Source organism: Pseudolabrys sp. FHR47 (genome assembly GCF_005153485.1).
In the GTDB taxonomy this organism is placed as follows: domain Bacteria; phylum Pseudomonadota; class Alphaproteobacteria; order Rhizobiales; family Xanthobacteraceae; genus Pseudolabrys.
This window is the reverse complement of sequence record NZ_CP039740.1, coordinates 1,352,565-1,377,059: the sequence shown is the minus strand read 5'-3', so window position 1 is coordinate 1,377,059 and position 24,495 is coordinate 1,352,565. Positions and strand designations below refer to the sequence as shown.

General features: G+C 64.1%; 21 protein-coding genes and 1 pseudogene. 9 read left to right on the top strand and 13 right to left on the bottom strand.

Translation table 11 applies throughout. The features are described 5' to 3' along the window. Nucleotides 1-64 precede the first annotated feature (64 nt). Nucleotides 65-3,172: an isoleucine--tRNA ligase gene (ileS, locus tag E8Q40_RS06845; protein WP_137043670.1), complete on the bottom strand. Its 3,108-nt coding sequence runs from the start codon at nt 3,170-3,172 to the stop codon at nt 65-67. A gap of 180 nt (nt 3,173-3,352) precedes the next feature. Continuing rightward, complete coding sequence (locus tag E8Q40_RS06840; protein ID WP_137043669.1) at nt 3,353-4,333, bottom strand: bifunctional riboflavin kinase/FAD synthetase; 981 nt, start codon at nt 4,331-4,333, stop codon at nt 3,353-3,355. Between the two features lie 206 nt (nt 4,334-4,539). Here E8Q40_RS06840 and E8Q40_RS06835 point away from each other — a divergent pair, with 206 nt between their 5' ends. Further along, nucleotides 4,540-4,947: a response regulator gene (locus E8Q40_RS06835; RefSeq protein WP_137043668.1), complete on the top strand. Its 408-nt coding sequence runs from the start codon at nt 4,540-4,542 to the stop codon at nt 4,945-4,947. A 188-nt stretch (nt 4,948-5,135) separates the two neighbouring features. Next, nucleotides 5,136-6,689 carry a galactarate dehydratase gene (gene garD / locus E8Q40_RS06830; protein WP_137043667.1) on the top strand — a complete coding sequence of 518 codons (1,554 nt, stop codon included), beginning with the start codon at nt 5,136-5,138 and terminating at the stop codon, nt 6,687-6,689. 149 nt (nt 6,690-6,838) lie between these two features. Here the strand turns inward: garD and E8Q40_RS06825 are convergent, their stop codons facing one another. Both E8Q40_RS06825 and E8Q40_RS06820 read right to left on the bottom strand, forming a co-directional pair. Then, entirely contained in the window at nt 6,839-7,696 is an 858-nt protein-coding gene (locus E8Q40_RS06825; RefSeq protein ID WP_137043666.1) for a TIGR01459 family HAD-type hydrolase, read from the bottom strand. A 13-nt stretch (nt 7,697-7,709) separates the two neighbouring features. Continuing rightward, entirely contained in the window at nt 7,710-9,110 is a 1,401-nt protein-coding gene (locus E8Q40_RS06820) for an EAL domain-containing protein (RefSeq protein WP_168197758.1), read from the bottom strand. Nucleotides 9,111-9,292: 182 nt separating this feature from the next. On the opposite strand from E8Q40_RS06820, the gene E8Q40_RS06815 reads away from it, so the two are divergent. Next, a complete protein-coding gene (locus E8Q40_RS06815) occupies nt 9,293-10,813 on the top strand; it encodes a glycosyltransferase family 39 protein (protein ID WP_137043664.1) in 1,521 nt (506 codons plus the stop codon). An 80-nt stretch (nt 10,814-10,893) separates the two neighbouring features. On the opposite strand, the gene E8Q40_RS06810 is transcribed toward E8Q40_RS06815, so the two are convergent. Next, the gene (locus tag E8Q40_RS06810) at nt 10,894-12,237 is read right to left on the bottom strand and encodes an aspartate aminotransferase family protein (protein WP_137043663.1); all 1,344 of its coding nucleotides are present in this window, start codon (nt 12,235-12,237) and stop codon (nt 10,894-10,896) included. 137 nt (nt 12,238-12,374) lie between these two features. On the opposite strand from E8Q40_RS06810, the gene hisS reads away from it, so the two are divergent. Then, nucleotides 12,375-13,889 carry a histidine--tRNA ligase gene (gene hisS, locus E8Q40_RS06805; protein WP_137043662.1) on the top strand — a complete coding sequence of 505 codons (1,515 nt, stop codon included), beginning with the start codon at nt 12,375-12,377 and terminating at the stop codon, nt 13,887-13,889. Between the two features lie 142 nt (nt 13,890-14,031). Further along, nucleotides 14,032-14,223 carry a hypothetical protein gene (locus E8Q40_RS06800; protein WP_137043661.1) on the top strand — a complete coding sequence of 64 codons (192 nt, stop codon included), beginning with the start codon at nt 14,032-14,034 and terminating at the stop codon, nt 14,221-14,223. Between the two features lie 5 nt (nt 14,224-14,228). Here the strand turns inward: E8Q40_RS06800 and E8Q40_RS06795 are convergent, their stop codons facing one another. From E8Q40_RS06795 to E8Q40_RS06785, 3 genes are all read right to left on the bottom strand, one after another. Continuing rightward, the gene (locus tag E8Q40_RS06795) at nt 14,229-14,756 is read right to left on the bottom strand and encodes a DUF3617 family protein (protein ID WP_137043660.1); all 528 of its coding nucleotides are present in this window, start codon (nt 14,754-14,756) and stop codon (nt 14,229-14,231) included. A gap of 124 nt (nt 14,757-14,880) precedes the next feature. Then, nucleotides 14,881-15,369 (bottom strand): nuclear transport factor 2 family protein, encoded by a 489-nt coding sequence (locus E8Q40_RS06790; RefSeq protein WP_137043659.1) that lies wholly within the window; start codon nt 15,367-15,369, stop codon nt 14,881-14,883. After that, nucleotides 15,366-15,830 carry a nuclear transport factor 2 family protein gene (locus E8Q40_RS06785; RefSeq protein ID WP_137043658.1) on the bottom strand — a complete coding sequence of 155 codons (465 nt, stop codon included), beginning with the start codon at nt 15,828-15,830 and terminating at the stop codon, nt 15,366-15,368. Before E8Q40_RS06785 ends, E8Q40_RS06790 begins: the two co-directional genes overlap by 4 nt. Nucleotides 15,831-16,071: 241 nt before the next feature. On the opposite strand from E8Q40_RS06785, the gene E8Q40_RS06780 reads away from it, so the two are divergent. The 4 genes and pseudogenes from E8Q40_RS06780 to E8Q40_RS06765 form a co-directional block, all read left to right on the top strand. Continuing rightward, nucleotides 16,072-17,235 carry an ATP phosphoribosyltransferase regulatory subunit gene (locus E8Q40_RS06780; RefSeq protein ID WP_137043657.1) on the top strand — a complete coding sequence of 388 codons (1,164 nt, stop codon included), beginning with the start codon at nt 16,072-16,074 and terminating at the stop codon, nt 17,233-17,235. Further along, nucleotides 17,232-18,203 carry an ATP phosphoribosyltransferase gene (gene hisG, locus E8Q40_RS06775; protein WP_137043656.1) on the top strand — a complete coding sequence of 324 codons (972 nt, stop codon included), beginning with the start codon at nt 17,232-17,234 and terminating at the stop codon, nt 18,201-18,203. The genes E8Q40_RS06780 and hisG overlap by 4 nt, the downstream gene beginning before the upstream one ends. 170 nt (nt 18,204-18,373) lie before the next feature. Continuing rightward, a complete protein-coding gene (locus E8Q40_RS06770) occupies nt 18,374-19,351 on the top strand; it encodes a DUF2971 domain-containing protein (RefSeq protein ID WP_137043655.1) in 978 nt (325 codons plus the stop codon). Nucleotides 19,352-19,410: 59 nt separating this feature from the next. Then, nucleotides 19,411-19,587, top strand: a pseudogene (locus E8Q40_RS06765) (ATP phosphoribosyltransferase); the annotation flags it as partial. A gap of 12 nt (nt 19,588-19,599) precedes the next feature. On the opposite strand, the gene phnE (E8Q40_RS06760) reads toward E8Q40_RS06765, so the two are convergent. The 5 genes from phnE (E8Q40_RS06760) to E8Q40_RS06740 form a co-directional block, all read right to left on the bottom strand. Then, on the bottom strand, nt 19,600-20,415 hold the full coding sequence (gene phnE, locus E8Q40_RS06760) for a phosphonate ABC transporter, permease protein PhnE (RefSeq protein WP_137043654.1): 816 nt from the start codon (nt 20,413-20,415) through the stop codon (nt 19,600-19,602). Continuing rightward, nucleotides 20,415-21,230, bottom strand: coding sequence for a phosphonate ABC transporter, permease protein PhnE (phnE, locus tag E8Q40_RS06755; RefSeq protein WP_137043653.1), 816 nt, complete (start codon nt 21,228-21,230; stop codon nt 20,415-20,417). The genes phnE (E8Q40_RS06760) and phnE (E8Q40_RS06755) overlap by 1 nt, the downstream gene beginning before the upstream one ends. A 1-nt stretch (nt 21,231) precedes the next feature. Next, nucleotides 21,232-22,086, bottom strand: a complete 855-nt coding sequence (phnC, locus tag E8Q40_RS06750; protein ID WP_137043652.1) for a phosphonate ABC transporter ATP-binding protein — start codon at nt 22,084-22,086, stop codon at nt 21,232-21,234. 13 nt (nt 22,087-22,099) lie between these two features. Beyond that, complete coding sequence (phnD, locus tag E8Q40_RS06745) at nt 22,100-23,065, bottom strand: phosphate/phosphite/phosphonate ABC transporter substrate-binding protein (RefSeq protein ID WP_137043651.1); 966 nt, start codon at nt 23,063-23,065, stop codon at nt 22,100-22,102. Between the two features lie 89 nt (nt 23,066-23,154). Beyond that, complete coding sequence (locus E8Q40_RS06740) at nt 23,155-24,435, bottom strand: cystathionine gamma-synthase family protein (protein ID WP_137043650.1); 1,281 nt, start codon at nt 24,433-24,435, stop codon at nt 23,155-23,157. Nucleotides 24,436-24,495: the final 60 nt, after the last annotated feature.

Genomic DNA, 24,495 nt, shown 5'->3' with positions numbered 1-24,495 from the left:
CCGAAATGAAGGTGGCTATGGGTCCCCGCTTTCGCGGGGACGACAGTGAACGATTGCCGCCGCGTTACCCGGCCGCCTTCTTCATCGTCTCCCGTTCGCGCAGCGCCTTGGCGTCGCGCGGCGAAACGTCCGGGTATTCCGGGTCGGCGCCGATCGTGTTCAGAATTTTCCACGACCGCGCGCACTTGGTGCCCTCGGCGAGGTTCGATACCACCGCGACGCCCGCGACATCCGGCAGACGGAACGCGCTCGAAGGTCCCTCGTCGGTAACCAAAGTCAGCGCCGAGGTGATGCAGATTTCGGCGAGATCGACATCGATCACCGCCTCGTAAAGCTCACCGTTCGACACATGCACGATCGGATGCGCCTCCAGCGAGGAGCCGATGCGCTTTTCGGCGCGCGCGACTTCGAGCGCGCCGGTGACGACGCGGCGGACCTGGCGCACCTTGCGCCATTTCTCAGCGAGCTTGTCGTTGCGCCATGCCGCCGGCACCTCGGGGAAGGTTTCGAGATGCACGGACTTCGCTCCCGCACCATAGCGCGACAGCCACGACTCTTCCGCGGTGAAGCACAGCATCGGCGCCAGCCACGTCACAGTGCAGCGGAACAGATGATCGATGACGGTCAGCGAGGCCTTGCGCGTCACCGATGAATAAGGATCGCAGTACAAAGCGTCCTTGCGAATGTCGAAATAGAAGGCCGAGAGGTCCGACGTCATGAAGGCCGATAAAGCCGCGAAGATGCGCTTGTAGTCAAACTCGGCATAAGCCTTGCGTACCGTCTCATCCAACTCGGACAGACGGTGCAGCATCAGCTTTTCAAGCTCGGGCATGGCGTCATATTTGACGCGCTCGTCGTCATGGAAATGCGCCAGCGAGCCGAGCATCCAGCGGATGGTGTTGCGCAGCTTGCGGTAGGTGTCGGCGGTGGTCTTGAGGATTTCCGGCCCGATGCGCAGATCGTCGGCATAGTCCGAGGCGCAAACCCACATGCGCAGGATATCGGCGCCGGACTGCTTGATGACGTCCTGCGGCGCGACGACATTGCCGAGCGACTTCGACATCTTGCGGCCGTTCTCGTCGAGCACGAAGCCGTGCGTCAGCACGACATCGAACGGTGCACGGCCACGCGTGCCGCAACTCTCCAGCAGAGAGGAATGGAACCAGCCGCGATGCTGATCCGAGCCCTCGAGGTACATCACCTCGTCCTTGCCGCCATCGACCTTGCGCTTGATGCCGGCAAGCTGGGGGAAATGCACCGGGTCCTCAAGCACGAAGGCGTGCGTCGAACCGGAGTCGAACCAGACATCGCAGATGTCATCGACTTTCTTCCAGCTATCGGCAGCGAGCTTGGGCCCGAGGAAGCGCTCGCGCGCGCCTTCCTTGTACCAGGCGTCGGCGCCTTCGCTGGCGAAGGCCTCGACGATGCGCAGTTCGACTTCGGGGTCCTGCAGGATCTCCACCGAGCCGTCCGGTTTTTCCTTGATGAACACTGCGATCGGCACGCCCCAGGCGCGCTGACGCGAGATCACCCAGTCCGGGCGGCCGGAGATCATGCCGTTGATGCGGTTTTCGCCCTGCGGCGGCACCCAGCGCGTCTTGGCGATGGCGTCGAGCGCGCGTTCGCGCAAGGTGCGCTGATCGTTCGGCGCGACGCCCGGCGCGGTGGCGGCCACTGCGGCCACGCTGGACGCACCGACGAAGGACTTGTCCATCGCAATGAACCACTGCGGCGTGTTGCGGAAGATGATCGGCTTCTTCGAACGCCACGAATGCGGATACTGATGCTTGAGACGGCCGCGCGCGATGATGTTGCCGGCTTCGGCCAAAGCCTTGATCACAGCTTCGTTGGCGTCACCCTTCTCGCCCTTGTCGTTGATGACGCGCTTGCCTTCAAAGCCGGGGGCCTGCGCGGTCAGCGCGCCGTTTTCATCGACGGTGTAGGGAATCGCCGGATTGATGCCGCGCGCTTCGAGCGCACGCGTGTTGGCGGTCCAGACCTCGAAGTCCTCGCGGCCATGACCCGGCGCGGTGTGCACGAAGCCGGTGCCGGCGTCGTCGGTGACGTGGTCGCCGGCGAGCAGCGGGACCTGGAAGTCGTAGCCGAGCGCAGCGAGCGGATGAGCACAAATGGTGCCAGCGAGAACCGCCTCAGGGACTTTTCCAAGAATCTCAAGTTCGGTGACACGGCTTTGCTGCTGCACCGATTCAACCAGCGTTCGCGCAACAACGATGCGATCACCAACCTTGAGCCAATTTCCTTCGGGTGCGGCTTTCACTTCGCAAAGAGCGTAGCCGCCCGGCAATTTCTCTGAATAGGCAATCGCCCGGTTTCCGGGAATGGTCCAAGGCGTCGTGGTCCAAATCAAAATTTTAGCGCCGACAAGAGCCTCGGGGAATTCTAACGTCCGAATTGCTTCAAGTGGCACGCCTTGCCGCAGAAGCGTGGTGTCGATTCTATTGGATCGAACTTCCTTGACTGGAAAACCCACGATGACCGTGTCGCTCGTGTAATCCTCGTACTCGATCTCCGCTTCGGCGAGCGCGGTCTTCTCGACCACCGACCACATCACTGGCTTCGAGCCGCGATACAACAAGCCATTGGCGGCGAACTTCATCAGTTCGCGCGCGATCTGCGCTTCGGCCGGGTAGCTCATCGTCGTATAGGGATGATCCCAGTCGCCCTCGACGCCGAGCCGCTTGAACTCCTCGCGCTGGATGCCGAGCCACTTCTCGGCATAGGCGCGGCACTCCTGGCGGAACGCCACCATGGCGGCCGGCTCGGAGAAGTTCGGCTTCTGCTTGTTCTTGGAGCGGTAGTTCTCTTCCTCGATCTTCCATTCGATCGGCAGGCCGTGACAGTCCCAGCCCGGCACGTAGTTCGAGTCGTAGCCGAGCATCTGCTGGCTGCGCGTCACCACGTCTTTCAGGATCTTGTTGAGCGCGTGGCCGATATGGATGTTGCCGTTGGCGTAAGGCGGGCCGTCATGCAGCACGAACTTGGCGCGGCCCTTCGCCGTGGCGCGGAGCTGGTCGTACAGCTTCTCGTCCTGCCACTTCTTGAGGAGTTCGGGCTCCTTCTGCGGCAGGCCGGCGCGCATCGGAAAATCCGTCTGCGGCAGGAACAGGGTCTCGGAATAGTCTTTTTCGGGCGATTTTTCGGACTTGGACATGGCGGGCTATGTAGCAGGGGGATTCCGTAGCGGAAAGGCTGGTTTTCGTCGTTCCAGGCGAGCGTCAGCGAGACCCGGGACCCATACCCCGCAGCCTGTCGAGAGGGCACGGCGTATGGGTCCCCGCTGGAGCCTGTCATCGGGCCGCGCTACGCGCGGACCCGTTGGCGGGGACGACAATCATATTTTCCCCAACATCGGAAACGCCTTGCCGGAACGCTTGAGCGCCTCGCGCGCCTGCGCCACGTCGGCCATCATGTGTTTCTTCAGCGTCTCGATCGACGAGAACTTCTGCTCGTGGCGGATCCAGCCGATGAAGGCGACGTCGAGCGTCTTGCCGTAGAGATTGCCCTCGTAATCGAGCAGGAAAATCTCCAGCAGCGGCGCACCATCATCGAACATCGGCCGCGTGCCGAACGAGGCGACCCCGTCGACGCGCTGGCTGTCGATATCGACGCGCACCGCATAGATGCCATGCTTGAGCCCGCAAGACGGATCGAGCCGGATATTGGCGGTCGGAAAACCGAGGTCGCGGCCGCGCTTTTCGCCGTGAATGACCTCGCCCGAAATGAACCACGGCGCACCCAAGAGTTCGGCGGCTTCCACCACCTTGCCCTGGGCGAGCGTCTCGCGGATCGCGCCGGACGACACCGGCCGGCCCTCATCTTCCAGAGGAGGCACGACGTCGACCGGGAAGCCGAGCCGCGTACCCTCGAAGGACAGGTAGTTCGGCGAGCCGGCGCGGCCCTTGCCGAAGTGGAAGTCGTAGCCGATGGCGACGCCGCCGACGCCGAATTTCCCGACCAGGACACGCTGGACGAAATCCTCGGCCGTGGTCGAGGCGAAGGCGGCGTCGAAGCGGAACACAATGGCGCCGTCGAGCCCGGTCGCCGCCAGGAGGCGCAGCTTGTTACGGTCGCTTGACAGCGAGAACATCGGCGTGTCCGGCTGGAGGAAGCGGCGCGGATGCGGCGAGAACGTGAGCGCCGCCGCCTTGCGGCCGAGCGAGGCGGCGCGCTGCAAAGCGGCGCCGATCACCTCGCGGTGGCCGCGGTGCACGCCGTCGAAATTGCCGATCGCTACCACCGCCCCCTGCAGCGCACCCGGTTCGCCATCGGTGACGACGGTAAAGGGCCGGCCGGACGAAGCTTCTACATTCATTGGAGATTCTGGGCTCTGTCGGTCGGAATCTGTTGGGGTGCGGCCGTGTTTACGCCTCAGCGTGCAAACAAGGCAACCGCCTTTTATTGACGGCGCCTAGGGTTATTGGATCGTTACCAATCTTTCAAATTAACCGGTTATTCAAGCGCACAAGATAGATTGCCTTCATTGGCTTGGGACGCCCTGGGTGGGCGATGGGTTCTGCTATGGCCGTCGATCATTCGATGCCGGTTCTCGTCGTGGACGATTACTCCACGATGGTCCGCATCATTCGCAATCTGCTCAAGCAGCTCGGCTTCGTCGAAATCGACGAAGCCAATGACGGCCGGGCGGCGCTCGCCAAAATGCGCGAGCGCCAATATGGACTCGTAATCTCCGACTGGAACATGGAGCCGATGACCGGCTACGACCTGCTGCAGCAGGTGCGCGGCGACGAAACGCTCGCCGATACGCCCTTCATCATGATCACGGCGGAATCGAAGACCGAGAACATCATCGCCGCCAAGCGCGCCGGCGTGTCCAACTACATCGTCAAGCCGTTCAACGCCCAGACGCTGAAGGACAAGATCGAAGCGGTGTTCGCCACGCCGGCGACCGAAGCCCCGGCGGCGTAGTTTCTCTCCTTTTTTCCGTCATCAAATCCGCCTCATCCTGAGGAGCGCACGAAGTGCGCGTCTCGAAGGAGGGGGCGGCCCCATGGTTCGAGACGCCTCGCTTCGCGAGGCTCCTCACCATGAGGGCCGGTGAGCCACCTTCCCTCTTCTGGCGCCGGCGCTATATTACGTCCCTCGCCCGGAGACGTATGATGACCATACCGGTCAAACCGCCCACTGAGACCCCGCGCTACATCAAGCTCAACGGCGCCGACAATGTCGCCATCGTCGCCAATGCCTTCGGAATGCCGGCCGGCTCGGTGTTTCCCGACGGGCTGACGCTGAAGGACTACGTGCCGCAGGGCCACAAGGTCGCGCTGGTCGACATCCCCAAGGACCAGCCGATCGTCCGCTACGGCGAAGTCATCGGCTACGCCGTGGACGACATCGCCGCCGGCAGTTGGGTCGAGGAATCGCGCGTGCGCATGCCCGAGCCGCCGAGCCTCGAGGGTCTCGAACTCGCCACCCGCACCCCGCCGAAGCTGCCGCCGCTCGAAGGCTTCACCTTCGAGGGCTACCGCAACAAGGATGGCACCGTCGGCACCAAGAACATCCTCGCCATCTCGACCAGCGTCCAATGCGTCGCCGGCACGCTGGAGATCGCGCTCAAGCGCATCAAGGACGAACTGCTGCCGAAGTATCCCAACGTCGACGACGTGGTCGCGGTGACCCATGTCTATGGCTGCGGCGTCGCCATCAACGCCCCGAAGTCGGAGATCCCGATCCGCACGCTGCAGAACCTCGCCCGGCATCCGAACTACGGCGGCGAGGTCATGGTGGTCGGGCTCGGCTGCGAGAAGCTGGCGCCGGAACGGCTGCTGCCGGACGGCAAGACCGCCGATCACGAGATCATGCGGCTGCAGGACGAGAGCCTGACCTCGTTCGGCGCCATGGTCGAACTGATCATGCGCATGGCCGACGAGCGGTTGAAGATTCTCAACGAACGCAGGCGCGAGACCTGCCCCGCCTCCGACCTGGTGGTCGGCATGCAGTGCGGCGGCAGCGATGCCTTCTCCGGCGTTACCGCCAACCCCGCGCTCGGCTTTGCCGCCGATCTGCTGGTACGCGCCGGCGCCACCGTAATGTTCTCGGAAGTGACTGAAGTGCGCGATGCCATCCATCTGCTCACGCCGCGCGCGGCGAGCGAACAGGTGGCGCGCGATCTCATTCGCGAGATGGTCTGGTACGACGATTACCTCGACAAAGGCGGCGTCGACCGCTCGGCCAACACCACACCGGGCAACAAGAAGGGCGGCCTCGCCAATATCGTCGAGAAGGCACTCGGCTCGTCGGCGAAGTCCGGCTCATCGGCCATCAGCGGCGTGCTGGCGCCGGGCGAGCGCGTCAAGGACAAGGGCCTGATCTTCGCCGCCACCCCGGCTTCCGATTTCGTCTGCGGCACGCTGCAACTGGCTTCCGGCATGAACGTCCACATCTTCACGACGGGCCGCGGCACACCCTACGGCCTGTCCTCGGTGCCGGTGATCAAGGTGGCAACGCGCAATGAACTTGCCGCGCGCTGGTCGGACCTCATCGATCTCAATGCCGGCACCATTGCCACCGGCGAAGCCACGATTGAAGAGGTCGGCTGGGAGCTGTTCCGCCTCATTCTCGACGTCGCGAGCGGGCGGACGAAAACCTGCACCGACAAGTGGGGCCTGTACAATTCGCTGGCGCTGTTCAATCCCGCGCCGATTACGTAATCACTACGCCGCCACGCACTCTGAGTGCTCCCTCTCCCCTTGGGGGAGAGGGTTGGGGTGAGGGGGTAAGTGACTCTCGAGAGTTTGTAACCCCTCACCCGACATGCTTCGCATGTCGACCTCTCCCTATGGGAGAGGTGAAGGAAGAGCTACCACACCAGATGCTTCATCACCGCGGTCGGCTCATCGCCCGCGGCGGCGAACACCGTCTTCATCGCATCGGCCTTGGGTGTATCGCGGCCGCCGAATTCCTCGGCGTGAATGCCGGCGGCGACGAACAGCATATCGATGCCGAAGGCCCGCGCGCCTTTCAGATCGGTGCGTACCGAGTCGCCGATACCGATCACGCGCTTCATATCCACCTTGCGGCCGAGGGCCGCTTCCGCCTTGGCCAGCGCCAGGTCATAGATCGGCCGGTACGGCTTGCCGGCATAGAGCACCTCGCCGCCCATGGTCGCATAGAGATCGGCAATCGAGCCGGCGCAGTAGACAAGCTGCGAGCCGCGCTCGACCACGAGATCGGGATTGCCGCACACCATGAACAGTTTGCGCTTGAGCGCGATGTCGAGCCGGGCGCGATAGTCCTCCGGCTTTTCGGTCTCGTCGTCATAGAGCCCCGAACAGACGACGTAGTCGGCGGTTTCCAGCGGCGCGAACGTGACCGGCAGGTCCTTGAAGATCGGCAGGTCGCGCTCCGGACCGATGTGGCAGATGCTCTGGCCCTTGCGGTGCACGATGACGTCGCGCGTGACGTCGCCCGACGACACGATGCCGTCATAGGCCTCGCGCGGCACATGCAGCTTGTCGATCTGCCTGATGACGGAAACGCCCGGCCGCGGCGCATTGGTGATGAACACCACCACCTTGCCTTGGGCGCGCGCGCGCATCAGCGCGTCGCAGGCATCGGGAAACGACACCTCGCCATTGTGCACGACGCCCCAGACGTCGCAGAGAAACACGTCATAGGACGACGCCAGCGCCGAGAAATGCGGGATTACATGGGGCACGTTACTTGACCGTTCAGCCTGACGACGCGCTGGCGGCGAGATATTCGCTCAGCGTCCTGGTGGCGGCGGGACCGGCCGGTGAGGCCGGCGGCGGCGCGGCGCCCTGCAGCGCCTCGGCGCGTACCGGACGCGGCGGGGAGAACAGGAAGCCCTGGCCGAAGCGCACGTCGTAATCGAGCAGATCGACCACCGTGCTCTCGCTCTCGATGCGCTCACCGATCAGGTCGATTCCGTTGCGCGCCAACAGATCAGCGAGGTCCTCGGCGTGGATGTCGCTCTGCGCCGCGGCCACGCGGTTGAGCAGCAGGCTGGCCGGCACCTTGACGAAACGGAAGGAGCGATCGGCCAGTTCCTTCGGCTCGATGCGCAAATCAGTGACGTGATCCATCGAGAAGCGGAAGCCGCTATCGGCCAGCGCCGCGAGGCTTTCGAATTCGATCGGCCCGAACGAGCGATAGGCGGCTTGCGTGAATTCGAAGGTCAGCGAGCCGGCCAGCGCCTTGTTCGCCTCCATGAACTCGAGGAACTGCTTGAAATAGAAACCGTCGGTCAACGTCGTCGCATTGACGTTGCAGAACAGACCGACGTCGCGGCTTTTGAGCTGCAGCCGGCGCACCACCTGCACGCAGCGGAACACCAGCATGTTGTCGATCTTCGGCATCAGCCCGGCGCTTTCCGCGATGTCGACGAAATCGACAGCCGGCACGATCTCGCCGTCTTCGGTGCGCAGCCGCGACAGCGCCTCGTAGAAGCGCACCTTGCGCTGCGGCAGGGTCACGACCGGCTGCAGATAAAGATCGATGCGGTTGGCGTCGGCCGCCTGCGCGATCATGGCGCTGATCTGCTCGCGGCTCATGCCTTTGAAGCGCGAGGCGCCGCTCACCGCGTCGGTCTCGCTCAGCGCCAGCGGCGCCTGTTCGGGCTCCGGCTCCGGCCGGCTCGGAGCGGCTTCTTCGGCGGGGTAATAAGACGAAGGCGAAGATGCCGCCGGCTGCGGCATTCCGGTCGGAGCGCCCAACATGGTCTCATGCGCGGCGACGGTCTCGGCCAGTTGGCGCATGAGACCGCCGAGTTCGCCGATCTCCGCCGCGATCGGATCGACGGCGCCGCGGGCGCGGCTCACGGTCTGTTCGACGCGGCTTTCCACCGCGGCAATGCGCCGCGACATCTCGGCCATCTGCCGCGACAGGTCGGCGGTGCCGCGCGACAGATCGGCGATCTGGTCGCCGAGCACGGCGCGGTCGCGCAGGCGGTTGTCCACCATGTTGTAGATCGCCATCGCCACGAGCGCGGCCAGCGCGACGATCGTCGCGGTACGCGGGTCGACCTTGAGGCCGAAATACAAGAGCGCGCCGAGCGAGCCGGCGATGAGCACCATGCAGATCGAAATGAAAATGGCGCTGAGACGAAGCATCAAATCGGGTCCTGGGAGCCTTTCGAGCCCGGGTCTCGGGCGGCCGTGACTGATTCGCGCCCGTCGGCACCAATCTCCCTGAGTAGGCGCGCCCGCGCAACCGGGAATTCTTGCTATTCTACCGCCACTTCGCCATTCCTGCCCGGCGCCTTGCAAGCCTCGCATCGGAACTCCGCCTCCCCATGACGGCATCCCGCCTCGCCTCACTGTCGGCCGCCATCGAAACGGCACCTCGCCGCGCGCTGGTGGCGGTCCTGGCCCTGCACGTGCTGGTGTGGACAGCACTGCCGACCCTTCTCTACCCGAACCTGCCGCTCGACCTGATCGAAGCCCTGACCTATGGCCGCGAATGGCAACTCGGTTATGACAAGCTCCCTCCGTTACCGTGGTGGCTGGTCGAGATCGCCTGGCGCATGGCCGGTCATGACTTCGCCTATTACCTCCTCGCCCAGATCGCGGTCGTCACGGCGCTGGCCTTCGTCTACGCCGCCGCCCGGCCTGTCGTGGGGACCGCCGGCGCGCTCGCCGCGGTACTGATCGTCGACGGTCTGCACTATCTCAATTACACCGCCGCCAAATTCAACCATGACGTGATCCAACTGCCGTTCTGGGCGTTGGCCGGCTACGCCCTGCATCGCGGCCTGCGCCACGGCCGCCTCACCTACTGGCTGCTGCTCGGTCTCGCCGTCGGTCTGTCGCTCTGGGCGAAATACTTCGTCGTCGTGCTCGTGGCGCCGATGGTCGCCTTCGCGCTGATCGACAAGGACGCGCGCAAGGCGCTGATGACGCCGGGTCCCTATGCGGCCGCCATTGTCGCGCTCGTCATCGCTACGCCGCATCTCATCTGGCTCGTCAAAAACGACTTCCTGCCCTTCGCCTATGCGGAGCACCGCGCGGTGCTGCCGCGCGGCTGGTACGACCACCTCTGGCATCCACTCAAATTCGCCGTCGGCCAACTCGGCTTCATGATCCCGGCGCTGATTATCGCGCTGCCCTTGTTCTGGCCGCGCAAGACGGACGGCGAAACACCGCTGGCCACGCCGGCTGACGATTTCGACCGCCGCATCGTCGCCTGGCTCGCCTTCGGCCCGATCGCCACCGTGCTGCTGCTCGGCGTCATCAGCGGCCGCGGCGCCATTGCGATGTGGGGCTATCCGCTGTGGCTGTTCCTCGGCCTGTGGCTGGTGCTGTATGCGCGGCGCATGATCGCGGACGAACGCCTGGCGCGCATCGTCATCACCTGGACCATCGTCTTTGCCGCGCTGGCCGGCGCCTTTATCGTCAATTACGAAATCCTGCCGCGCTTCGACCACCGCTATCGCGCGGTGTTCTTCCCCGGCGAAGCGCTGGCGCGCGAGATCACGGCGCGCACCCGCGCCATCACCGGTCAGGCGCCGGTCTACGTCATCGGCTCGATGTGGGATGGCGGCAATATCGGGCACTACGCGAGGAGCCGGCCGCGCGTCCTGATCGACGGCAAGCCGGAGCGCGCGCCGTGGATCGACCTCAACGACCTGCGTGCCCGCGGCGCCGTCATCGTCTGGACCGATGCCGACACCACCGTCGTGCCGCCGATGTACCGCACCGTCGCGCCCGACGCCGCCGTGCAGCCGTCTTTCACGCTGCCCTATCGCCGTGGGCCGGGCCGCGTCGAGATCGGCTGGGCGATCCTGCTGCCGAAGCCGTCGTTTGCGATGAAGTGAGGCTTCGTAGCCCGGATGAGCGCAGCGAAATCCGGGAACGGCGTCCCCGCATTCCGCTTCGCTTCATGCGGGCTACAAGCTTACGCCCCCTGCTTGATGACGGCCGCGACCTTGGAGATGATCTCGTCGATCTGGTCTTCCGTCACAATGAGCGGCGGCGACATCGCGATGGCGTCGCCCGCGGTGCGGAACATGATGCCGTGCTCGTGGAAGCCGTTTTCCAGCGCCTCATAACCGCGCTTGCCGACAGCGTCGGGCTTCGAAGCGAGATCGATGCCCGCCATCAGGCCGACGACGCGGATGTCGAGCACGCCCGGCAGGCCCTTGAGGCTCATCACCGCATCGGCCCAGACCGGCTCCAGCTTCTTGGCGCGTTCGAACAACTTTTCATCGCGATAAAGATCGAGCGTGGCGAGGCCGGCGGCGCAGGCCAGAGGATGCGCCGAATAGGTGTAGCCGTGGAACAGCTCGATGACATGGTCCGGCCCGGTCATGAAGGCGTCATGGATGCCCTTGCGCGCGATGACGCCGCCCATGGGCACCGAGCCCGAGGTGATACCCTTGGCGAAGGCAATCATGTCCGGCACCACGCCGTAACGCTCAGCGGCGAAGGCGTGGCCGAGACGGCCGTAACCGGTGATGACTTCGTCAAACACTAGCAGGATGCCGTGCTTGTCGCAGATCTGACGCAGGCGCTTGAGATAGCCCTTCGGCGGCGGCAGCACCGCGGTCGAACCGGACACCGGCTCGACGAACACGGCGGCGATGGTCGAGGCATCGTGCAGCGCCACCAGACGGTCGAGTTCATCGGCGAGATGCTCGCCCCAGTCCGGCTCGCCGATCGAGAACGCCTGCTCGGCTCTGTTGTAGGTCGAAGACAAGTGATCGACGCCTGCGAGCAGCGTGCCGAACTGCTTGCGGTTGGCGACCATGCCGCCGATCGAGGTGCCGCCGAAGCCGACGCCGTGATAGCCGCGCTCGCGGCCGATGAAGCGTACCCGCGAGGCCTCGCCCCGGGCACGGTGATAGGCGAGCGCGATCTTCATCGCGGTGTCGTCGGCTTCCGAACCCGAATTGCAGAAGAACACATGGTCGAGATCGCCCGGCGCCAGCGCGGCGATGCGCGAAGCGAGTTCGAAGGCCTTGGGATGGCCGAACTGGAAGGTCGGCGAGAAATCGAGTTCGGCCGCCTGCTTCTGGATCGCGGCGACGATCTGGTCGCGGTTATGGCCGGCATTGGTGCACCACAAGCCGGCCGAGGCGTCGATGATCTTTCGGCCCTCGGGCGTGAAGTAGTGCATATCCTTGGCGCTGGCGATCATGCGGGGCCGCGCCTTGAAGGAGCGGTTGGACGTGAAGGGCATCCAGAACGGCGCAAGGTCGTTGGGGACGGAGGTCGATGCGGTTTTGGGGGCCAGGGCCATGGGACACTCGCTTTCCTGCCGCGGGCGCGGCGGATGATCGGTTAAGCCCATGGAATATCCGCTTTCGCCGATAATGACAAAGCAGGAAACGGCTGCTAGGACGCGATCACCTATAACTTTCAGCTTATTTTGCACCTATGGCCGACACAAAATCTGGCAAGAAACCGCAGAAACTGAAGGCCCGCATGCCGCGGGGCCTGGCCGACCGCGGCCCCGCCGAAATCGCCGCGACGCGGGCGATGGTCGAGACCATCCGCCGGACTTTCGAACGATACGGCTTCGACCCGGTGGAAACGCCGACCTTCGAGTACACCGACGCGCTGGGCAAATTCCTGCCCGACCAGGATCGGCCGAACGAAGGCGTGTTCTCGTTTCAGGACGACGACGAGCAGTGGATCTCGCTGCGCTATGACCTGACCGCGCCGCTCGCGCGCTATGTCGCCGAGAACTACCAGCACCTCGCGCTGCCCTATCGCAGCTACCGCCACGGTTACGTCTATCGCAACGAGAAGCCCGGCCCGGGGCGCTTCCGCCAGTTCATGCAGTTCGACGCCGACACAGTCGGTTCGCCATCGATGGCCGCGGATGCCGAGATGTGCATGCTCGCCGCCGACACCATGGAAGCGCTCGGCATCAAGCGCGGCGACTATGTGGTGAAGGTTTCCAACCGCAAGGTGCTCGACGGCATCCTCGAAGCGATCGAGCTCGGCGGCGATGCCAATGCCGGACGCCGCCTGACCGTGTTGCGCGCGATCGACAAGCTCGACCGTCTCGGTTTCGACGCCGTGCGAGAATTGCTCGGTCCCGGCCGCAAGGACGAGAGCGGCGACTTCACCAAAGGCGCCGGGCTCGGTGAAACGGCTTGCGATGCCGTGCTCGGCTTCCTGCGCGTCAGCACCTACAACGTTTCCGAAATGCTCGACCGCCAGGAGGCTCTGGTGTCCGGCTCCAATGCCGGCGTCGATGGCGTCGCAGAACTGCGCGCCATTGCCGACCTTATTGCCGCGGCGGGCTACGATGACGGCCGCGTTCGCATCGATCCCTCCGTCGTCCGCGGGCTCGAATATTACACCGGTCCCGTCTACGAAGTTGAACTCACCTTCGAGGTGAAAGACGAGAAAGGCCGTCCGGTACGCTTCGGCTCGGTCGGCGGCGGCGGGCGCTATGACGGCCTCGTGTCGCGCTTCATGGGCCAGCCCGTTCCGGCGACCGGCTTCTCCATCGGCGTGTCGCGCTTGCAGGCGGCGCTCACCGCGCTCGGCACATTGTCGTCGAAGCCGGAACCCGGCCCGGTCGTCGTCACTATCATGGACCGCGACAATGTCGCGGCCTATCAGCGCATGGTCAGCGAATTGCGCAATGCCGGCATCCGCGCCGAACTCTATCTTGGCAATCCGAAGAACAATGTCGGCCAGCAGTTGAAATATGCCGACAAGCGCTCGTCGCCCTGCGCCATCATCCAGGGCTCGGACGAGAAGGCGCGCGGCGAAATCGTCATCAAGGACCTGATCCTTGGCGCCGAACTCGCCGCCGAGAATGCCGGCGACCGCGAGGATTACCTGAAGAAGCAGGCCGAAGCGCAGTATCCGGTCAGCGAAGCTGACCTTGTTGCCGAAGTGCGCAAGGTGCTGGCGCGACACAACAAGGCGTGACCGGCATCGCGTTGTGCGATTTCATCGCCGCGTCATAAACCGGTTACCGGCCATAAACCCAAAAACACTAACGTCCTCGGAACGAAATCGGTTCTGGCGCATTATGGCGCCAAATCCGATAACAACCATGACGGGGACGGCAGTGGACGACCGTTGGGCTTTCCCAACTCCCATGCGCATGCAGCGGCAGGCCGGTTCGGCACCGGCGCCGCGCGCCGTCAAAAGCCCGCCGGTTTGTCCCGGCGCGGCCGCTGACGATGTCGCGGCCCGCGAAACCGCTCATGCCGCTACCGCCGAAAGCACCAGCGAGGCCGAAGCCCCGTTCGATGACTGAGGGCTTCAGCGGCGCGGCATGCCGGGACGCGGCATATCGAGCACATTCATTGTCATTCCGTTGGGCATGACAATGTCGCCGGGTTTTTGCCCCGCGGCGCAAGCACCGAGCCATGTTGCGGAAATCCGCATATGGGTATCGGCGCCGCCCGGCATCGGCGGGCCGCCGGCGCGGCTCGACTGAACGTCAACCGTGTAAGCGCTGTCGAAACTGCCCGTGACCACGGCGTGCGACGTCATCGTCGCCGGACCGAATTTGCAGACGGAATCGATGGTCATGGTGTTGCCGGACTTCGAGACGTCCTGCTTCGAGCACGCCTCGCCCGAGGCGCCGCCATAGGCCTGGTTCATCAACTTGTCGGTCGCCGCATCCACGCATTGCTTCATGGTCTGGCCCGGTATGTTGCCACCGACGAACTCCATCTTGAGTTCCCAGAGCCCGGCCTTGCGCTGCGGCATGTCCAGCGCGAGGGACGGACCGGCGGCAGAACTGACAGCAAGACAGGTGGCGGCTGCAACAAAAAGTCGGCGCATGGCTCGGTCTCCGTTCGCGCAAAGAAACAGCGCGTGCCAGAGAACTAAAGCATCCATGCAGGCCATGGCGTGATGCCTGTCACACTCCCTTCCGTTGCGGCGGAGCGTCGGCCGGATCGCAGGCCTAAAGGACGAAGATATTGTCGTCGGCCAGCGGCGGCGCGTCGCCGACGTCGATGGCATGGCCGAGCATTTGCTCGGCGGCATCGAAACTGTCCATCAGCGACATGTTCTCGATGAGCTTGCCGTCTTCGAATCGGAAAAAATTGGCGACCCGGTAGCTCACCGTGCGGCCATCGTTGGCAAGACAGGCGGTCAGCCGCGTCAGCGCCGCGCCGCGGTTGCCCTGCACCAGGAAATTCTCGCGGCTGATCCGGACGACGCTGAGGACGTTGCGCGCCCGGCGCTCCATGACGTCGAGGACGGCCGCCTTGCCACGATAGACGCCGCAATACGGAATGAGGTCGATCGGCCCGCTGATCGTCCAGCAGACGTCATCATGCAGGAAGGCGGCGAAAGCCTTGGTGTCGCGTGCCGCGAAGGCGTCGAAATAGGCCTCGACATAAGAACGGTCGACGACCGGATCGGACGGGCGCTCGACGGCCACTGTCATAGAACCACCATCATTCCGGCTTCGGCAGGCTCGCGTTCCGGGACTTGCAGAACCTGGCCCAGCATCTGTTCCGCGGCGTTGAAACTGTCGATGATCGCCGTGGTTTCGATGATCTTGCCGTCCTTGAAACGGAAAAAGTGCGCATAGCGGTAAGTGGTGGTGCGTCCATCCTTGCGGCGCTGTGCCGTCTGCAAGTTCAGCACCGCGGCGCGGTCGCCGTCGATGACTAGCGACTCCCGCTTGAGATGGATGCGGCTGAAGACCTCAGGAAGCGTTTTCCGGCTCAGTTCGAGGATAGCGGCCTTGCCGCGGCGCTCGCCGCAAAAGCGCAGCACGGCAACCGGCCCCCTCGTGGACCACACCACGTCGTCGTGGATCATCCCGGCGAGCCGTTCGCAATCCGCGTTGAGGAACGCCTCATAGAAGGCGTCCACCATTTCTTCGGTCACCGCCTCGGTCATCGGGCGCGAGCCTCCTGCGACCAGTGAACCGCTGTAATGTTGAAATTTCCTTACTTGTCAGATACTTGTCGGCACCACCCATGCCGCGCCGCACAAAATGCCTTCGGCGTGGGCAGGACAAAATTCGTTAACGACGCCAGTGATTTAAGCCCGATTTGCGGTCACCTTGTCAGGCATTCGTCGTCGAAACCTTAAACCTGACGTGCTAAAGCGCCGCACAGAACCGGGGTAATGGACGATAATGGACGGGACGGCTGCACAATCGGCGGCACTTTTGGGCATTTTGGATGCGCGCGCGGAAGCGCTGCTCGCCTCCTATGAGCGCGCCGGCTATGCGCGCGTGTCGCCGCCGATCCTGCAGCCGGCCGAGCCCTTCCTCGACCTGTCCGGCGAGGATATTCGCCGCCGCATGTTCCTCACCACGGCGCCCGGCGGCGCGGAATTGTGCCTGCGGCCGGACCTCACCATTCCGGTGTCGCGCGACTATCTCGCCTCGCCGCTCGCGGGCAAGCCGGCGAGCTACTGCTACCTCGGACCCGTCTTCCGCCACCGCGCCGAAGGCAACGCCGAATTCCAGCAAGGCGGCGTCGAGAGTTTCGGCCGTACCGACACGGCGGCCTCCGATGCGGAGATGCTCGCTCTGGGGCTCGAGACCACCGCGAGCTACGGCTTGCCTGCCCCCGACATGAAGACGGGCGACGTCGCGCTGTTCGCGGCGCTGGTCGCCGCGCTCGACCTCGCTCCGGCGTGGAAGCGGCGCCTGGTCAAGGACTTCAACCGCAAGGCCAACCTCGCCCAGGACCTCGATCGTCTGGCGCTGGGCGGCACGAACGGCCGCCCGGAATATCAGGGCGTGCTCGCCGCGCTCGCCGGCTCCGATCCGAAAGGCGCGCACGCGCTGGTCACCGACCTCCTCTCCATCGCCGGCATCTCCGCCGTCGGCGGCCGCTCGGTCGCTGAGATCGCCGATCGCTTCCTCGAGCAATCGGCGCTGGGCGCCTCGACCAAACTGCCGCGCGACATCCGCGGGCTGATCGAGCGCTTCCTCGCCATCGCCGGCGACCCGGACGAGGCCGCCGCGGAACTGCGCGCGCTCGCGGCCGACGCCAATCTCGCGACTGAACTCGCGCCCGCTCTCGACCTTTTGGAGAGCCGCAACGGCTTCCTCGCCGCGCGCGACATCGACTTGAAGCGCGTGCATTTCTCGACCGCCTTCGGCCGCGGCTTCGACTACTACACTGGCTTCGTCTTCGAGCTCACCGACCCCTCGCGCACCGGCGATCCGCTGGTCTCGGGCGGGCGCTATGACGGCCTGCTGACACGACTCGGCGCCGCCGAACCGATCCCGGCGATTGGCTTTGCAGTGTGGATCGAACGCCTCGCCGTCTATGGAGGCGCTGCATGAGCGCGCCGCTGGTTCTCGCCGTGCCCGCCAAGGGCCGCCTGCAGGAAAACGCCGAAGCCTTCTTCGCGCGCTCCGGCCTGCAACTCGTCAAGCCGCGCGGCGCCCGCGACTATCGCGGCGCCGTCGCCGGGCTCGACGGCGTCGAGGTCGCCTATCTCTCGGCGAGCGAGATCACGGCACAGCTCGCCGCCGGCGCCGTCCACATGGGCGTGACCGGCGAGGATCTGATCCGCGAGCAGATCGCCGATGCCGACGACAAGGTCGTGCTCATCGAGCCGCTCGGCTTCGGTTTCGCCAATGTCGTGGTCGCAGTGCCGCAGGCCTGGATCGACGTGCGCACCATGGCCGACATCGACGACGTCGCCACCGGCTTCCGTCAGCATCACGGCCGCAAGATGCGGGTCGCGACCAAATACATCAACCTGACGCGCGAGTTCTTCTCGGCGCATGGCATCATCGACTATCGCATCGTCGAGAGCGCGGGCGCGACCGAAGGCGCACCGGCCGCCGGCACCGCCGAACTCATCGTCGACATCACCACCACCGGCACGACGCTCGCCGCCAATGCGCTGAAGATCGTCGACGACGGCGTCATGCTGCGTTCGCAGGCCAATCTCGTCGCCGCGCGCACCGCGAACTGGGAGAACGGCACGCGCGAGACCGCGCGCGTCATCCTCGACCGCATCGCCGCGCAGGCGCGCGCCCGCGCCTATCGCGAGGTGCGCTCGCGCTTTGCCGCCTGCGACGCCAAACTGGTCGAAGACGCCAAAACGAAATTCGGCGTGGCAACGCCGTTCGGCGGGCCGACCTCGTCCGGCATGCTGACGCTGCATTGCCCGCCGGGCGAGGTCTACGCCCTCACCGCGTTCCTGCGCGAGCGCGGCGCGGAAGCCGTCGCGGTGGCCGACCTCGATTACGTGTTCTCGAAGGAGAACCCGCTGTTCGCGAAGCTGGAAGCGGCGTTGTAGGGCGGTTGCGCACAGCCGACTGCCATGTCACTTAGTGACCCTTAGCCGACGTGATCGAGCAGGGTCTTTTAGATCAGCGCCGACCCTTAGCGGACCTGCCGGACCATTCATTTTAGGCCTTGACCCGATCGCTCAGCCCGTTGCTCAATGGAGCATTGGCTCCAAACCTGATGACCGACCCCTACAATACGCGATACGACCATTTGCCGCGCAAAGCCCGCGCCGCAGTGTCTGGGTTCGTCAATTGGTCACAAAAGCAATTGCTCAAAGAGCAGAATGCGACCACGCCCGTCGATGCGCTCTATCATTATACGAGTGGTGTCCCGTTCCGTAGCATTTTGAAGAAGCAACAGATTTGGTGCTTTCGCCATTTGCATCAGCGGGACGAAACCGAGTTCGAATATTCGCTCCAGATTGCTCGCGAGGAGATGAGGTCGGTCGGCTGGTCGAAAAATCCTTTCCAACGCTCTATTTGCTGCGGTCTAGACGACATGCTCGAAGCGAATTCGTTGGTCGATACCTTCGAATTCTACTTGTTCAGCCTCAGCAAGCACCGCGACGATCATCAACAATGGTTGGAATACGGAGACGCAGGACGCGGTTTCGCTATCGGCTTCGCACCGCCGCTGTTTCAACCCGACAAAGACACACTGAGCGATAAGGCGAGCGAGAACCTGCATGTCGGTCGCGTGATCTATGGTGAACCTGCCACGCGTGCGCGGCACAGGTGCGGGATTGAAAAGGCCGCCGAAGTCGTCAGCCGCTACGGCAAGGCGCACATCAAGATGCCAAGAGACAAGGAAGTTTTACTGCAATTCATCCACGCCATAGAGACGGAATTTATCGCTTCGCAACTTGTCTGGAATTGCCTGACCGCGAAGGATATCAAGTACGCAAACGAGCGCGAGGTTCGCTATGTCATCATGAACCTGCCGGGCAAATTCGACGACATCCGTAAGCAATTAAAAATCGGCGACCGCATCAAGCATTATGTCGAGGCGGATTTACCTCTTAAAGAGCGCGGCAACATCAAGGAAATTCTGATCGGGCCGCTCGCCCCCAAAGACGCCGAAGTGAAAGCCCGACTTTTCCTCAAAAAGCACGGCTACCCTACTATTCGCGTCGTTCGATCGAAGGTCACCCTCTGACTAAGTCGGTCTGACCGTCGGCTGGTATGGCGGGAGTCGTCCCCAGATTTCTGCCTTTGCCCCCCTCCGGACGTGGCTCCTCGGGCATGCTGACGCTGCACTGCCCGCCGGGCGAGGTCTATGCGCTGACGGCCTTCCTGCGCGAACGCGGCGCCGAAGCGGTCGCGGTGGCCGACCTCGATTACGTGTTTTCGAAAGAGAACCCGCTGTACGCCAAGCTGGAAGCGGCTTTGTAGCAGCTCGCCGCGTCAGATAATCGCCTGGCGCACCTTGGCCGAGATCCATTCGCTGAGAACGACGCTGGCGATGATCACCAGCAGGATCAGCGACACCTTGGTCCAGGCCAATGTCGTGATCGCCGAGTTCAGCGGCAGGCCGATGCCGCCCGCCCCGACCAGCCCAAGCACCGTCGATTCGCGGATGTTGATGTCCCAGCGGAACACGGAAATGCCGGCGAAGGCCGGCATGACCTGCGGCACGACTCCGTAAGACGTCACCTGCGCCGAACTCGCCCCTGTCGCGCGCACCGCCTCGACCTGGGACTCATCGATCTCCTCGATCGCCTCGTACAACAGCTTCGCGCAGAAGCCGATCGAGCGAAACCCGATCGCCAAGATGCCGGCGAACACGCCGGGGCCGATGATCGTGACCAGCATCAGCGCCCAGATCAGAGAATTGATCGAGCGCGACGACACGATCACGAACAGCGCGAGCGGCCGCAGCACAGCGACGCTCGGCGTGGTGTTGCGCGCCGCGCAGTATGCAACCGGCACAGCGATCGCGATGCCCATCAGCGTGCCGAGCGTCGCCATGTTGATCGTGTCCCACATCGGCCGCCACAGCGCGCCGATAAATCCCCAGTCGGGCGGCACCATGCGGACGCCGAGATCGGCGGCCTGTTGCGGCGCGTCGAGCACGAAGGGCCAGATCGTCTTCTCGCTGATGAAGCTCCAGCTTACGACGAGGACGACGGCAGCGACGAACCACGCGGCCCAGATCGAAAACTGCACGGCGCGCTCGCGGCGCTGCCAGATTTTCGTACCTTGCCGGACCGAGACCGCCATCACTGCACCCAGCGCCGGACGTAGCCGGAGAGGTACTCCATCAGCATCACGATGCCGATGATGACCAGCAGGATGGCGGCGGCTGAATCGAATTCGTAGCGGTTGAAGGCGGTGTCGAGCGTGGCGCCGATGCCGCCGGCGCCGACAATGCCGACCACCGCCGACTCGCGGAAATTGATGTCGACGCGGTAGAGGGCAAGGCCCAGCATACGCGGCAACACCTGCGGCTGAATGCCGAAATTGACCCATTGCAGCCAGCTCGCGCCGGTTGCGCGCACGGCTTCCGCCTGGCTGGGGTCCATGTCCTCAATGTCCTCGGCGAGCAGCTTGCCGTAGAAGCCGATGGTGGCGAAGGCGAGCGTCACGACTCCGGCGAACGGACCGAAGCCGAACAGTTTGACGAAGAAGATCGCGAGGATGATCTCCTGGAAGCTGCGCGAGACAGCAAGAAAGCCGCGGCAGACATAATAGACCGGCGCCGGCGCAATGTTCTTGGCCGCGCCAAGCCCGATGGGAATCGATAGCACGATGCCGATCGCCGTGGCGACCAGAGTCATCCAGATGCTTTCCAGAATGCCGTCGAATATCTCGGACGAGCGGGTGGTGAAATCCGGCGGAAAGAACGAGGCGAAGAAGCGTGCGCCGCGTGGCAGCCCTTCCCAGACGCGCGCCCAGTTGATCTCGGTGGTGCCGAGGGCTGCGGCGAGGTAGAGCGCCGCGGCGACGCCAATGCCCCAGCGCAATGCCGCGCTCTTGATCAGCGGCGGCTTGCGCCAGACCCGCTTAACGGCAGGCGCTGAACTGGCGATGCTCATCTCACCTCAGCCCCGCCATGCGATCGCGGTCGAGCGGTGCCGGCTCCAGCCCACCGAACGCCTCCGGCGCTTCCTCTTCATCGTCCGCGTCCGGCGACCGCTTCGTCGTCGCCGACCAGTCCTCTTCGCCGTAGATGCGGGTCAATACGTCCGGCGTCAGGCCGTCGGGCGGGCCGTCATACACGATCGTGCCTTGCCGCAGGCCGACGATGCGCGTGGCGAACATCTGCGCAAGCTGGACGTCGTGAATATTGACGATGGCCGACAAATTGCGCTCGCGGCACAGTTCGGTGATCAGCCGCATGATCTGCCGCGATGTCTTCGGATCGAGCGAGGCGGTCGGCTCATCGACCAGCAGCAGGTCGGGGTTCTGGATCAGCGCGCGACAAATGCCGACGCGCTGGCGCTGGCCGCCGGACAGCGCATCGGCGCGCTTGTCGACCATGTGATCGAGACCGACCCGCGCCAAGAGCCGGAAGGCTTCGTCGATGTCGGCTTGCGGAAATTTCCGCATATAGCTGCGCCAGAAGCCGACATAACCGAGCCGGCCGCTCAGCACGTTCTCCATCACCGACAGCCGCTCGACCAAAGCATATTCTTGGAAGATCATCCCGAGCTTGCGCCGGGCGCGCCGCAGCGCGCTCGTGCCCAGGGTGGTGATCTCGACGCCGTTGAGCGCGATGGTGCCGGCAGTCGGTTCGACGAGCCGGTTGATGCAGCGGATCAGCGTCGACTTGCCGGCGCCCGAAGGCCCGATCAGCGCCACGACCTCGCCTTGCGCCACGTCGAGATCGACGCGGTCGAGCGCGAGATCGCCGGTGCGGTAGCGCTTCGTCAGCCCGCGGATACGCAGCATGGCCTGGGCCAGGCTACTTGCAGGAATACTTCACGCCATTCGCCGCATCGATCTTGCGAATGACGTTCCAGTCCTTCTTGTAGGTGATCGGCACGAACCGGTCCTGCCCCTTGAACTCGGCCTTGAGCGCCGAGCCTTCCCACGGGAAGGTGAAGAAGGCCTCCTTGATCTTCTCGGTCAGTGCCGGATCGAGATTATGCGCGACGCCGTAGCCGGTCGTCGGGAAGGTATCGGATTTGTAAATCGTCCGGATTTTCGCCTTGTCGACCACGTTGCGGGCGAACATGCGGAACATCACCTCGTTGGCGATCGCGGCCGCTTCATAATCCTTGTTGGCGACGCCAATCACCGAGTTGTCATGCTTGCCGGAGAACACGGCGGTGTAGTCGCGGTCCTTCTCCAGATTGAAATCGGCTTTCAGGATCGCCGATGGCGCCTTGAAGCCGGAATTGGAGGTCGGCTCGGTGAAAGCAATCTTCTTGCCTTTGAGATCGGCCGGCGACTTGATCGCGCTGTCGGCGGGAACGATGATCTCCATCTCGTAGCCGAACTCGCCGTTCTTGCCACCCATGATGGCGAGCGGCACGAAGCCCGCGCAATTGACCGCGATCGGATTCGAGCCGGTGTTGAACCCCGCGACGTGCAGCCGGCCCGAGCGCATCGCCTCGATCTCCGCGGCGTTGGACTGCACGGGGAAGAACACGACCTTCTTTCCGGTCAGCTTCTCCATGTGCTTGATGAAGCCATCCCAGACCTTGCCGTAAACGGCGGGATCTTCGACCGGCGTGTAGGCGAAAACCAGGACGGACGGGTTCACGCGCTGCTTTGGATCGGCCGGCGTATCCGCCACCATGTCGCCATTGCTGTCGCAATACATCTTGTCGAGATCGCCGCGCGGGCAATCCTGGGCCTGCGCCGTTGCCGCGCTGAATACACAGGCCGCGAACAATGCCGCGAGCGTCGTGATAGGCCGTGCCATGGTTCCCCCCATTTTGTTCCGTGAACCGGAATTTGGGGGAAGCTTAGCATCGGGCACCCAACACACAAGGGCAGGCTATCGCGAACCGCTCAGCCCTGCGCCAGCGCCTGCGCGATATCGGCGATCAGATCGTCCGGGTGCTCAATGCCGACCGACAGGCGGATCGTGGTGTCGAGCACGCCGATCCGGGCGCGAACATCGGCCGGCACACCGGAATGCGTCATGGCCGCCGGATGGCTGGCGAGCGACTCGGTGCCGCCGAGACTGACGGCCAACTTGAACACCTGCAGCGCATTGAGGAAGGCGAAGGCTTCCGCCTGCCCGCCTTTGATATCGAATGAGAAGGTCGAACCCGCGCCGGTGCACTGCCGCTCATAGGTGTCGCGCGCGGCGCCGTCGCCGAGGAGCGGCAGATAATGAACCTTGGCGACACGCGGATGATCGCGCAGGAATTCGGCAACGACTTTCGCATTGGCGTTGGCCTTCTCCATGCGCAGCGACAGTGTTTCCAGCGAGCGGCCGAGCATCCAGCACGAATGCGGATCGAGCTGCGTGCCGATAGCGCTGCGCAGCGCCTTCACCGGGCCGATCACCGCTTGGCTTCCGAGCGCAGCGCCCGCGATCAGGTCGGAATGGCCGCCGACATATTTGGTCAGCGAATAGAGCGAGAGATCAGCGCCGAAATCCAGCGGGCGCTGAAACACCGGACCGAGCAATGTGTTGTCACAGGCGACGATCGGCCGGTGGCCTTGCGCCGCGCCAACCTCGTCGGCGAGACGGCGCACCAGCGCGACATCGACCAGCGTATTGGTGGGGTTGGACGGCGTCTCGATCAGCACCACGGCGACGCGGCCGAGCTTCTGCGCCTGCGTCAACGCCGCGCGAATGGCGGCTTCGCTGACGCCGTCGTCGAACGGCACCGCCTTGATGCCGAACTGCGCGAAGGTTTTGGTGAGCAGCGTCTCGGTGCCGCCATAGAGCGGCTGCGAATGCACGATGACATCGCCGGGCCGCGTATAGGCCATCAGCGAGGTCGAGATCGCCGACATGCCCGACGAGAACAGGATGGCGGATTCCGCGCCTTCATAGACGGCGAGACGATCCTCGACGATCTCACTGTTGGGATGATTGAAGCGCGAATAGACGAGCCCAGCGCCGGTGCCGGCCGGCGGCGTCTTGCGCCCCGACACATAGTCGAAGAAATCGCGCCCCTCCTCCGCCGAACCGAACACGAAGGTCGAGGTCAGGAACACCGGCGGCTTCACCGCCCCCTCCGACAGCATGGGATCGTAGCCATAGCCGAGCATCAGGGTCTCGGGCTTGAGCAGATGATTGCCGATCTGCCTCTTGGACGGGCGTGGCGCGGTCATGACGACGTCCTTTCTGCGCAAATTGCGACGACGGTGTCGTTGCCGAAAATCTAGCAGAAT